Raw genomic sequence first — 11,936 nt, forward strand, 5'->3', positions numbered from 1 at the left:
TTTTGTNGTCGCAGAGGTGGAGGGGGTGACCGTCTGGCCGGTACACTCAGCCAAACTCCGTGCATCGAAGCACGGGCTGGGTAATGAAGGAGCGGCTATGCCTCCGATCGCCACTAACCGCCGCGTCGAATTCATCGACGCCTACCGCGATCTCGTGCTCGAGCGCGGCGAGCGNGCGCGACCCTCGACGCTCTCGCAAAGCACGTCGGCGCATCCAAGGGCGGACTGCTCCACCATTTCCCTTCAAAGTCCGCGCTCGTCGACGGCCTCTGTGAGCGTTTCACCGAGCTCGTCGCCGAAGACATTGCCGACCTCCCCGGCAGCGGCCTCACCCCAACCGAGTGGTATCTCGGCACTTCGAACAATTACACGGCGCCACTCGAGCGCACCATGTCCGCGCTCATCCGCCTCGCGCCGTCGAACGACGCGAGGATCCGGCCGGTGCTGCGCCGCGCCCGGGCGCAGTGGTACGGCATCGTGCTCGCAGATGTTGGCGATGCGGTGCTCGCGAAAGCGATCATCCTGCTCGGCGACGGCATCGCCTANCCACGCCGAAACCTACGGCACCACCGACGACGCCGAGTTCACCGATTCCGCGAGCGTCGAGCGGGTTGTCGAACTCGTCGCGCAACTGCGCGAGCAGCGGGCCTCGCGCCCCGATTCATCCCCCCTCTGAAATTCGTTGGATATACCGACCAGACGGTGTACTCTCAGTCAAACTCAACCCGACGCCACTACGTACGCGACCCGGCAACAACCAACCGGCACCGCGCCACAGCACTGGTAACCCTCGGTACGCAGAAGTCTCGAGCAGTGCACACCGCGGAATCGGACCCGGTGCGCAAATGTCGAGGCGTCCTGTCCAACCAGGAGCCGATATGTCTCGTGAGTTCGTATTTCCCGACGCCAACGCGCCTCGCGACCCGATGGTGGAGTCGCTCGTCCGTATGAGCCGCCAGGCCGCGGGCAGTAGCCTCACCCGCCGCTCCCTCTTCGCGGGTGCCGGCGCCGCCGGTTTGCTGTCACTCCTCGCCGCCTGCGGCACCGGCGGCACGACCCCCTCGGGCGGCGGCGAAACCGGCGCCGCGCTGACGCCGGCCACCGACCTCTCCGACACCGAAAAGCTCGTGCGCTGGTCGAACTGGACCCTCTATCTCGACTACGACGACTCGAGTGGCACCTACCCCACCCTCGAGAAATTCATCGAGACCTCGGGCATCGACGTCACCTACACCGAGGACATCGACTCAAACGACTCGTACTTCGGCAAGTACCAGAACCAGCTCTCGAACGGGCAGGACATCGGCGCCGACGTCATGACCCTCACCGACTGGATGGTCGCGCGCCTAATGCGCCTCGGCTACGTGCAGCCGCTCACCCTCGACAGCATGCCAAACGTACAGGCGAACCTGCTGCCCGAGTACATGAACGCGAGCTTCGACGAGGGCCGCAAGTACTCGGTCACCTGGCAGGGCGGCTTCACCGGCCTTGCCTGGAACAAACAGGAGGTCCCGAACGGCCTGCACACCCTCGACGACCTGTGGGACCCGAAGTACAAGGGCCGCGTCGTCGTGCTCGACGAGATGCTCGACACCATGGCACTGCTGCTCATGGGCAACGGCGTCGACATCGCGAGCGACTGGGGCGACGACGAGTTCGACGCCGCGCTCGACGTGCTCAAGGAGCACATCGCCTCGGGCCAGATTCGCCAGGTCAAGGGCAACTCCTATAAGGAGGATCTCATCTCGGGCGACGCCGTCGCGGTGCTCGCGTGGTCGGGCGACATCACGCAGCTCAACTTCGAGAACGGCGACCGCTGGGACTTCGCGCTGCCCGAGTCGGGCGGCGACCTGTGGGCCGACAACTTCACGGTGCCGATGGGTGGCACCCACACGAAGAACGTCGAAACGCTCATCGATTACTACTACCAGCCCGAGGTCGCCGCCGAGGTCGNTACGTGAATTACATCTGCCCGGTTGAGGGCGCCCGCGAAGAGATGGAGAAGATCGACCCCGAGCTCGCGAACAACGAGCTCATCTTCCCGACCGAGGAGTACCTCGCGAACTCGCAGACGATGCGCGCGCTCACGCCCGACGAGGACTCAAAGTACAACCAGCTCTTCCAGCAGGCGATCGGAAACTAGCCATGACCACGACATCTGCGACCGACCGGACCACCGGCGCGCTGGGCTCGGGCGGCTCCATGCTCGAGCTCGAAGGCCTGGCTAAGCACTATGGCGAGTTCACCGCCGTGCACCCGCTCGACCTGAATATCCCCGCCGGGCAGTTCTTTGCCCTGCTCGGGCCATCCGGATGTGGCAAGACCACCACCCTGCGGATGGTCGCGGGCTTGGATGCGCCGAGCGCGGGTTCGATTCGCATCGGCGGCACTGACATCACGCAGCTCCCGGCCCACAAGCGGCCGGTCAACACGGTGTTCCAGTCGTACGCGCTGTTCCCACACATGAGTGTGTTCGAGAACGTCGCGTTCGGCCTGAAGCGACGCCGCGTCGGCGACTGGAAGGCGCGCGCGCAGGAGTTCCTCGAACTCGTCGAACTTGAGCACCTCGCGAGCCGCAAGCCGACGCAGCTCTCGGGTGGACAGCAGCAGCGCGTCGCCCTCGCGCGGGCGCTCGTGAACAAGCCAGAGATCCTGCTCCTCGACGAGCCACTCGGCGCACTCGACATGAAGCTGCGTCGGCAGATGCAGACCGAACTCAAGCGCATCCAGACCGACGTCGGCCTCACCTTCGTGCACGTGACGCACGACCAGGAAGAGGCGATGTCGATGGCCGACACCGTCGCGGTCATGAACGCAGGTCGCATCGAGCAGCTCGGCCCGCCGCAGGAGCTCTACGACCNTGCCGCGCACGGCATTCGTCGCGAACTTCCTCGGTCGCTCGAACCTCATGCCCGGCACCGTCGTTGGCCGCCGCGGCGAGTTTCTCGAAGTGGATGCGGCGGGGCACCGCGTGCTGCTCGCGGCGGCCCGCGCGGTGTCCGAGTCGGGCGACGTACTGGTGGGCGTGCGTCCCGAGAAGCTCGATATTCGCGCCTCGACCCCCGGCGACGCGGCGACTGCCGAGAACGAACTCGCCGGCATCGTCACAGACACCGCCTTCGCGGGCATGTCGAACGAGTATCACGTTGAGGTGCCCGGGCTTGGCGACTTCGCAGTGTTCGCGCAGAACCGCGGCGCGGCGATCCTCCAGCCGGGCGACGCGGTGACGCTGTCGTGGCACCCCGAGCACGCGTTCGGACTCGACGGCGCCGACGACGTCGACGCGGGCGAGGAATCGTGACATGGCCAGCACCGACTCTGACGCCACCACCGCCATCGCGGTGAAATCGGGCGGCGGCGTGCCGAGGGGGCGCCGCTCACGCGCGGGCTACGGCCTCGTCACGCCGGGCCTCCTGTTCCTGCTCATCTTCTTCGTCGTGCCGGTGTTTACGCTGCTCGCGACGTCGCTCTACGTGAAGCCACCGGGGGCCGACATCGGCCAGTACGCGCCGGCGCTCGAGTTCGGCAACTACGCCATCGTGCTCGGCGACTACTGGCCCGAGCTGCTGCGCTCGTTCGGCTTCGCGCTCATCGCAACGGTGCTCTGCCTCGTCATCGGCTACCCGATGGCGTACCTCATCGCGGTGCGGTTGCGCGGCCACGGGTTCCTCCAGGGACTGCTCCTCGTGCTGCTGATCGCGCCGTTCTTCACGTCGTTCGTGCTGCGCACGCAGGCGTGGCGCCAGGTGCTCGCGGACGAGGGGTTCGTCGTGCAAACGTTGAAAACGTTGCACCTCATGCCGGCCGACGCGACGCTCACCGCCACGAGTTTCGCCGTGGTCGCCGGCCTCACCTACAACTTCTTGCCGTTCATGGTGCTGCCGATCTTCGCGAACCTGCAGGCGCTCGACGGCCGGCTCCTCGAGGCGGGCCGCGACCTCTACGCAAACGACATGACGGTGTTCCGCAAGGTCACGTTCCCGCTGTCGGTGCCGGGAGTTCTCGCTGGCACGCTGCTCACCTTCATTCCCGCGGCTGGCGACTACGTCAGCGCAGCCATCCTCGGCAACAACCGAAATACGACGATGATCGGTCAGGTCATCGAGTCGCGGTTCATGCGGGTGCTCGACTATCCCGGCGCGGCCGCGCTGTCGTTCATCCTCATGCTCTCGATCCTGATCCTCGTGTCGATCTACGTGCGCCGATTCGGCACTCGAGACCTCGTCTAGGAGACCCGCAATGGCTATCGCAACTCAAGGCCGCGGCGCGAAGATCGGCGCCTCGCTCGGACGCTGGGCGATCCCCGTGCTTGGCGGGCTCGCTTTCCTCTACCTGCTGCTGCCGATCGCGTACATCTTCGTGTTCTCGTTCAACGAGCCGGCGCGCACGAACCTCACCTGGCGCGGGTTCACCTTCGAAAACTGGGCGAATCCGTGTGGCGCGCCTGGCGTGTGTCAGTCGGTCGGGGTGTCGATCCAGATCGGCCTCGTGGCAACGCTCATCGCGCTCGTACTCGGCACGCTGCTCGCCTACGGGCTCGACCGCTTCGCCTTCAAGTTCCGCGACTCGATGGGCTTTCTTATCTATCTGCCGCTCACGACTCCCGACGTCGTGCTCGGCGCATCCCTGCTTGCGTTCTTCCTCAACGTCGGCCTCGAGCTCGGCTTCTGGACGATCGTGATTGCCCACTCGGTGTTCTGTATGTCGTTCGTGATCGTCACGATCCGGGCGCGCATCGCCACGTTGAATCCGGCGATTGAAGAGGCCGGGCGAGACCTCTACGGCTCCCCCGCCCAGGTATTCCTTCGGGTCACGCTGCCGCAGCTCATCCCCGGCATCCTCGCCGCCGGCCTGCTGTCGTTCGCCATGAGCTTCGACGACTTCATCATTACGAACTTCAACTCGGGCACGGTCGAGACGTTCCCGAAGTTCGTGTACGTCGCGGCGGCCCGCGGCATCCCGGCCGAGGCGAACGTCATCGGCTCGGCGATGTTCCTCATCGCGGTGCTCGTCGTCGTGATCGGCCAGGTTGTGCCGTGGCTGCGCAAGCGCCGCCTGCGTGCCGCGGCGGCCGAGCCGGCCCCGACAACGCGAGCCCTCGCATCCCGCCACTAACCGCGAAACCGGTTGACCGCCGCGAAATAAAAGCTGAGTAGTCAGTTTCTGTACTTCTGACGGTCTCAGAACTACAAAAACTGACCNTCCTGGAGATGCGGTGGGCGCGGGGATGTCGGTGGGGCACGGCAAGATGGGATGCATGACATCGATCGCACGGGCGCTAGAGCTGCGACGACTGATTGCCGAAAACACCACACTCGGGATGCTGCGCAAGGAGCACCTCCCGATCATCGCCGCGGTGCTTGGCACGCACCTCGGTGGCCCGGGCGAACGGATCGCCACCGACGAGCTCCACGAACGTCTCGATGCCGATCTCGAGGACCTCCGCGACCACTTCTCCCTCGGATCTGGCAACGGGAAGTCGTATTGCGACGAGTGGCGCAACGCAGGCATCCTCATTCGACGGCCCGCGTCGGCAGCTCGAGGCGAAACCTACGAACTTTCGGCCGCGGGATTCGACGCGCTACGCATCCTTGATCAGCTTCAAGAGCCGCAGTCCACCCTCACCGAGTCGCGGCTCATGACGCTCGCCACTACGTTGCACACCCTGGCGATCGACACCGACCCGAATCAAACGCGACGGCTCGAGGCCCTCGAACGGCAGCGCGACGCCATTGACACGCAGATCGCCCGCATCCGCAGCGGCGATATCGACGTGATCGACGCCGCGCGCGCAACCGAGCGCGTCACTGAAGTGCTCCTGCAGGCGCAGAACCTGCCCGCAGACTTCGCACGCGTGCGCACGAGATTCGAGGAGCTGAATCACGAGCTCCGGTCGAGCTTGCTCAATTCGGACAATTCGGTCGGCTCCGTGCTGGATGACGTGTTTCGCGGCGTCGACCTCATTGATTCGTCGGATGAGGGACGCACATTCGCCGCATTCTCCGCACTTATCCGCGACCCGGAGCGATCCGCCGCGTTCGACGCTGATGTCGCGGCGATCCTCGACCGCGATTTCGCGGCCTCACTCACGCCCGATACCCGCCGCGCGCTTCGCCACCTGATGCGCACCATGAAGCAGGGCAACCGCGAGGTGAACCAGTCACTCACCGAGTTTGCCCGCGGTCTTCGCCGCTACGTGCGCTCGCAAGACTTTCAGCGCGACCGCGAGTTGCGTCGTCTGCTCCAGGGTGCGCTCGGCGCGGCAGCCGAATCGCGCGGCAGCGTGAAGCCATACGCTCGAATCGGGGTCGACCTCGACCTCACGTCGATGCAACTCCGCAGCGTCGGCGCGATCGTGCCCCACGACCCCAGCGACTTCGAGGTCAGCGCGACGCTCGATGACGCAATCTCGGGTGAGACCGACTTCGCGCGACTCGCGGAAATCGCGCGAGAGACCGAAATCGACTTCACCGAGCTCGCGGGCCACGTGAATCACGCGCTCGAGCACGGCAAACCGGTGACGGTCGCGGAGATCTTGACCGCGCATCCGGCGACGCAGGGCGTTGCAAGCGTCATCGGCTTGCTGTCGCTTGCGGCGATTCAGGGTGAAGTGACCGACGACCAGGACGAATTGCGATGGCGGGGCCGAGACGGCGTTGAACGCAGGGCCAACGTAATGCGGCATCTCTTCTCCAAGGAGGTAATTGCGTGAACGCGACCGAACACGGCCAGGCAGAGCCCGGTGGTCGAAACGAAGCAGCCCTGTGGCGCAATGACACCGGCACACTTCACGAGACGTCCCGGAGAACGCTGCTGCACCTGCTGAAGGGCCCCTACCTGTCGGGAACCACGCACTCAAACCTCTGGACGGCGCTCCTCGCCGATGAGGCGGCAATCCGCTCGCGCCTGCATGATCTCTTCCTCGAGCTTGTCATCGACCGGGACGACGAATTCGCCTTTGTGCAGAAGGTGCACACGGACGAGCTCGATGTGCCGACCGCACTTCGCAACGAGCCCCTCACCTTCCTCGACACCGCGATGCTCCTCACACTGCGGCAAATTCTGCTCGCGAGCGGCGGCGAGCAACGAGTAATTGTCGGAAAGGAGGAGGTCTACGAGCAGATGCAGGTCTACCGCAACGGTGACGAGGTGACCTTTGAGCGCAATCTCAATAGCGCTTGGGGACACATGAAAGACCGCTACCGGATCCTGCACAAGGCGGCTGATGACCGCGTCGAGATCTCTCCTGTCGTGAAATTCCTCATCGACGCCGACCGCGTGCGCGAACTCACCGCCATCTACCGCAACCTCGAGCCAAGTGAACAGGACACCGCCGAATGACGCACGCACCGGCCGCGCCCGCACGCCACATCGGCCCCGCGGGGCAATGGCGGCTCGCAGAAGTCCAGCTCGCCAACTGGGGCACGTTCGATGGGGCCATTTACCGGATCCCGATAGCCCGGGAGGGTCACCTCATCACCGGGCCCTCCGGCTCGGGTAAGTCATCCCTGCTGGACGCCATCTCCGCCGTCCTCACACCCGACCACTGGCTACGGTTCAACACCGCCGCGCAGGGCGCGACGACACGCGACGACCGCCGAAATTTGATGAGCTACGTTCGTGGCGCATGGAACCGGGCCAGCGACGAGTACGAAGACCGCGTGGTGAGCCAGTACCTCCGGCAGCGTGCCACCTGGGGTGGGATTTTGCTGCGGTACGACAACGGCGTCGACGACCCCACGACGCTGGTTCGCCTCTTCTTTGCCAAGGGCACGAGCACCCAATCCGCCGATCTCGCGAGCATATTCATGATCGAACGGTCGCCGTTGGATCTCCGCGAGCTCGAGCCCTTCGCCGCCAAGGGGCTCGAGACGCGCAAGATCCAGGCGCAGTGGCCGGATGCGTTGGTCACGACTACCGGCTCGCATCGCGCGTTCTACGCCCGGATGCGCAAGATCTTCGGTATCGCGAACGACAGCGCATTGCAGCTGCTGCACAAGACGCAGTCGGCCAAGAGTCTCGACAGCCTCGATCAGCTGTTCCGTGACTACATGCTCGATCGGCCGCGGACCTTCGACATCGCCGACAACGCGACCGAACAGTTCGGGGAGCTCAACGACGCGCACGAACACGTGGTGCAGCTGCGGATGCAGCGTGACCACCTCGAGCAGCTTCAAGTCCAATCCGAGGCCTACGACGCCGCCCTCGACGCAGCCCGGTCGGCGAATGAACTCGCGGATGCGGTGCTCCCCTACCAGCGCGGCCGACGGCGCGACCTGGCGCAAGCGGAGCTGGTTCGGGTCGATGAGGACATCCAGGCACTGATCCCCGGCATCGAGCACGCGAGCCGCCACGTGAAACAAGCACGGGAGGCCCTCGATGTTGCGAGACAGCGAGAGCAGCAATTGACCGGCAGCGGAGTCGACCAGCTTCGCCTCAGGATTGATGCCGCCCGCGAGGACGTCGATCGCACCGCGAAACGGTGGCAGAACCTATCAACGCAACTCGCGAAAGTCGGAATCAACCACGCGCCGGAAACTGCGGCCGAATTCGCCGAGCTATTGGCCCAGCTTGATCAACGGGCCAATGGCTCGTTGCCGGTCGGTGCAAGCTACGTACAACAGCAACTGCTCGCCGACGCTAAGCGCAATCTGGCGCAGGTTGGCGCCGAAATCGAGACGTTGCGGCGCAGTGGTACGAGCGTCCCCGCAGCGCTGCTCGAGATTCGAGCGCAGATCGAGCGCGCGATCGGGGCGTCCCCGGGCGCGCTGCCGTTCACCGCGGAACTCATCGAAGTGCGGCAGGAATACGCGGAGTGGACCGGCGCGATCGAGCGGGTCCTTCGCTCGATCGCCCTCACGATGTTGGTGCCCGAGCATCACCTTGCGGAAGTCCGTCGCTGGGTTAACGCCCACCGGATTCCGGGCCGGCTGCGGTTCGAGGTGGTCGGTGAGCCGGCCCCACCGCAGCCCGCTGCTAGCGACGTGTCGCTCGTCAACCGCGTCGCTGTCGCCGAGCATCCATATGCTGCGTGGCTTGCCGGCGTGCTCTCTACGAGGTTCGACTACGCCTGTGTCGACAGCCCGGATGATTTCGATCGCCATGCGCGCGCAATCACCAAGGAGGGCCAGCTCAAGCAATCGGCGACCCGTTACGAGAAAGACGACCGGCACGACATTTCCGACCAGCGGTATTGGGTTCTCGGCGACCGCGAAGCCAAACATGAAGCACTGATCACACACCTCCATCGGGCCGAAGCTGAGGTTAAAGCAGCCGAGGCGATCGTCGACCGCGCCGAAGCCGCCAAGACTCAGGCCATGGTGCAGAACGCAACCGTCGCTGCGATTCGAAGCCAGGACTGGCGTGACCTCGACCGAGGGAGCGCCGAATCGTCGCTGCGCAACCTTGAGCAACAACTCGACGCCCTGACCCGCACCAACAGCGATGCGAGTGCTGCCGTCGCTGCGGTAACAGCGGCCCGCAACGTTGTGGCAACCGCGGACGAACAGCTCGAGCAACTTCGNTCGAGCTCAGCGATCGGCAACGGCAGCAGCGAGAACTCACGCGAGAGATCGATGACATGGATGCGCAGTTCGTGTCAAGCGGTGCACCGTCACTCAGCGAACATGTGATGGACGAGCTTGAGCGGCGTTTCCGTGCATCACAGCGCCTGATCACTCGCAGCAATATCGGCGACATCGGCGCGGAAGTCGCCAACGCTCTGCGCCGTGAACTGGATGCGGCGAACCGCGACGCTGCGCAGTCGTCCGGCCATCTCGTGAACCTGGCCACCGAGTTCAAGGGACGCTGGCCCGCGGCTGCCGCCGACCTCGCCCCGGCAGTTGAGGACCGCCAGGGCTACCTCGAATTACTCGGGACAATCGCCGCGCACCGGCTACCCGACCACGAATCGCGCTTCCTCAAGCTCCTGCGCGAGCGCTCCCGCGACATGGTCGGTGACCTGCGCTCCGAGATTCTCGCGGCGCCGGACGAGGTCCGGGACCGCATCGCGCCCGTCAACTCGTCGCTGCGGAAGTCGCCGTTCGATCGTGACCGATTCCTGAGCATCCGGGTCAAGACGAACCGGCCGAGCGCCGCCAAGGAATTCCTCGACGATCTCCGGGCCATTGCCGAGGGAGGCTGGGAGGACGACGATGCCGAGACGGCCGAGACACGGTTCCGCACGTTGGCCCGGATCATGCGTCGGCTCGAGTCGAGCGATCACGTCGATCGCCAGTGGAAGAACCAATGTCTCGACACGAGGCTGCACGTCACGTTTCTCGCGGACGAGATTGACGAGGACGAACGCGTCCACGCCACTTTCGACTCGGCTGGCGCGCTGTCGGGCGGTCAGCAGCAGAAGTTGGCCGTGTTCTGCTTGGCGGCGGCGCTTCGGTACCAGCTCGCCGACGCTGACGATGCCCACACCAAGTACGGCACGGTCGTCCTCGACGAGGCTTTCGATAAGGCGGATGCTCGGTTCACCCGGATGGCGCTCGACGTGTTTACCGAGTTCGGGTTCCACCTCGTGCTCGCAACCCCGCACAAGCTCTTGCAGACGCTTGAGCCCTACATCGGTGGCGTGACCGTGGTGGAAAACCCGACCCGACGCAAGTCCGAATTCGCAGACGTGACATGGGAGCGGCGCTAGCGATGCGTTTGATTACGGAGGCCCGCGAGTTGGCGACGAAACGGGTTCGGTCGAGCAGGAGTGGTTGGGCGGCCGAGCGGATCGCACCGACGGACCAAGCTTTCGAGTGGACCATTGCCCTGCATCCGCCGACCGAGCGCGAGATGCGCGCCGACGAGCATGCTGCCGAGTCGTGGGCGCGAAGCTGGCGTGGCTTGGCCGACGCGCCGCCGAACTCCGGCATTCGGATTGAATGGGGAAGCCGCACGTGGAAGAGCATCGGCAAACAACATGTGCCGGTTCGAGCTGTCTTCTCGAGCCCTGATGGTGTCGCGGCATTCGCGGGTGGAGCCGCGAAACGTGAGTGGGGCGTGCTGCGCGACCGGGCGGATGCGGTGGCCGAACGGTTTGTTCGTGCGCCAGAGCTCGCGGCGGTAGTTCGGAGCCGCGCGGCCATGATTCTTGCCCTCGCCGAGGGGGACTTTGGCACGTTGCTCGACGTGGTCGAGTGGCTGGCGACGAACGATGTGGCCAGATTGCGGCCCCGGCAACTGCCGATCCGTGGCATCGACACGAAGTGGTTCGGTGCACATCGCGGACTCGTCACCGAGTTCTTGGCTGCGCTGACGAGTCGTGAGCCGGGCATTGTGGACTCAGACGCGCTTATCCGAGTGCGCGTGCTCGACCCGACCCTCGCGCCAGGCGAGATCCTCGACTTCGCGGCGCCCGCATCCGAGCTTGATGCCCGCGCCTATCGGCCGCGGGTGACATTCGTGTTCGAGAACGTCGAGTCGGTGCTCGCCATGCCGCCCTGGCCCGGGGCCATTGCGATACATGGTGCCGGCTACGCGGTGAACCTCCTCGAGCAGATTGCCTGGGTTCGGGAGTCTCGGGTCATTTATTGGGGCGATCTCGACTCGCACGGATTCGCGATTCTGCATCGCTTGCGGACGCACCTGCCCGACGTGACTTCAACCCTGATGGATGAAGCGACGCTGCTCGCGCACCGCGACCTCTGGGTCAAGGAATCCAGGCCGCATCGCGGGCTGTTCGCGTCGCTCACCGCCGGGGAGCAGCTCGCACTCGACCTCTTGCGTTCAGAGGACGACACCCGCCTCGAGCAGGAACGCATCCCCTGGTCGGCTGCCCTCTTCGCCCTATCCCAAGCCTCCGCATCCGCATCCGCGAGCAGACTGAACCAATAGTCCTCCACTAGTTAACTGCTCCGTTTCGAAACAAGGTTTGTGGCTGCAGCAATGAACAAACCAAGTAGAATAATGGGTCGGCTGCACGAGTAGGTGACATC

11 protein-coding genes and 2 pseudogenes are annotated in these 11,936 nt (G+C 65.0%); 12 read left to right on the top strand and 1 reads right to left on the bottom strand.

Going from position 1 to position 11,936, the window contains the following annotated elements; all coding sequences use genetic code 11:
- Window positions 1-129 precede the first annotated feature (129 nt).
- The 10 genes and pseudogenes from ID132_RS15375 to ID132_RS15390 all read left to right on the top strand — a co-directional run.
- Entirely contained in the window at window positions 130-951 is an 822-nt protein-coding gene (locus tag ID132_RS15375) for a TetR/AcrR family transcriptional regulator (protein WP_193128748.1), read from the top strand.
- Window positions 948-1,961, top strand: a complete 1,014-nt coding sequence (locus ID132_RS12105; RefSeq protein ID WP_459562496.1) for a polyamine ABC transporter substrate-binding protein — start codon at window positions 948-950, stop codon at window positions 1,959-1,961. The genes ID132_RS15375 and ID132_RS12105 overlap by 4 nt, the downstream gene beginning before the upstream one ends.
- A complete protein-coding gene (locus ID132_RS15015; protein ID WP_328744455.1) occupies window positions 1,958-2,143 on the top strand; it encodes a hypothetical protein in 186 nt (61 codons plus the stop codon). Before ID132_RS12105 ends, ID132_RS15015 begins: the two co-directional genes overlap by 4 nt.
- A 59-nt stretch (window positions 2,144-2,202) precedes the next feature.
- A pseudogene (locus ID132_RS15380) lies at window positions 2,203-2,613 on the top strand (ABC transporter ATP-binding protein); the annotation flags it as partial.
- Window positions 2,614-2,908: 295 nt separating this feature from the next.
- Window positions 2,909-3,301, top strand: coding sequence for a TOBE domain-containing protein (locus ID132_RS15385; protein ID WP_413229380.1), 393 nt, complete (start codon window positions 2,909-2,911; stop codon window positions 3,299-3,301).
- A gap of 1 nt (window position 3,302) precedes the next feature.
- Window positions 3,303-4,229, top strand: coding sequence for an ABC transporter permease (locus tag ID132_RS12115; protein WP_125106353.1), 927 nt, complete (start codon window positions 3,303-3,305; stop codon window positions 4,227-4,229).
- 10 nt (window positions 4,230-4,239) lie between these two features.
- A complete protein-coding gene (locus ID132_RS12120; RefSeq protein ID WP_193128744.1) occupies window positions 4,240-5,115 on the top strand; it encodes an ABC transporter permease in 876 nt (291 codons plus the stop codon).
- 142 nt (window positions 5,116-5,257) lie between these two features.
- Entirely contained in the window at window positions 5,258-6,712 is a 1,455-nt protein-coding gene (locus tag ID132_RS12125; RefSeq protein ID WP_125106355.1) for a DUF3375 domain-containing protein, read from the top strand.
- Window positions 6,709-7,341 (top strand): DUF4194 domain-containing protein, encoded by a 633-nt coding sequence (locus tag ID132_RS12130; protein WP_125106356.1) that lies wholly within the window; start codon window positions 6,709-6,711, stop codon window positions 7,339-7,341. The genes ID132_RS12125 and ID132_RS12130 overlap by 4 nt, the downstream gene beginning before the upstream one ends.
- Window positions 7,338-7,517: pseudogene (locus tag ID132_RS15390) on the top strand (ATP-binding protein); the annotation flags it as partial. The gene ID132_RS12130 and the pseudogene ID132_RS15390, both read left to right, overlap by 4 nt.
- Window positions 7,518-7,550: 33 nt before the next feature.
- Here the strand turns inward: ID132_RS15390 and ID132_RS14195 are convergent.
- On the bottom strand, window positions 7,551-8,177 hold the full coding sequence (locus tag ID132_RS14195; protein WP_235988556.1) for a hypothetical protein: 627 nt from the start codon (window positions 8,175-8,177) through the stop codon (window positions 7,551-7,553).
- A 1,403-nt stretch (window positions 8,178-9,580) separates the two neighbouring features.
- On the opposite strand from ID132_RS14195, the gene ID132_RS12140 reads away from it, so the two are divergent.
- Both ID132_RS12140 and ID132_RS12145 read left to right on the top strand, forming a co-directional pair.
- Window positions 9,581-10,651, top strand: a complete 1,071-nt coding sequence (locus tag ID132_RS12140) for an SbcC/MukB-like Walker B domain-containing protein (protein ID WP_193128746.1) — start codon at window positions 9,581-9,583, stop codon at window positions 10,649-10,651.
- 2 nt (window positions 10,652-10,653) lie between these two features.
- Window positions 10,654-11,835, top strand: coding sequence for a Wadjet anti-phage system protein JetD domain-containing protein (locus ID132_RS12145; RefSeq protein ID WP_193128747.1), 1,182 nt, complete (start codon window positions 10,654-10,656; stop codon window positions 11,833-11,835).
- Window positions 11,836-11,936 lie beyond the last annotated feature (101 nt).

The sequence above is a fragment of the Gulosibacter sediminis genome (assembly GCF_014904065.1).
GTDB classification, from domain to species: domain Bacteria; phylum Actinomycetota; class Actinomycetes; order Actinomycetales; family Microbacteriaceae; genus Gulosibacter; species Gulosibacter sediminis.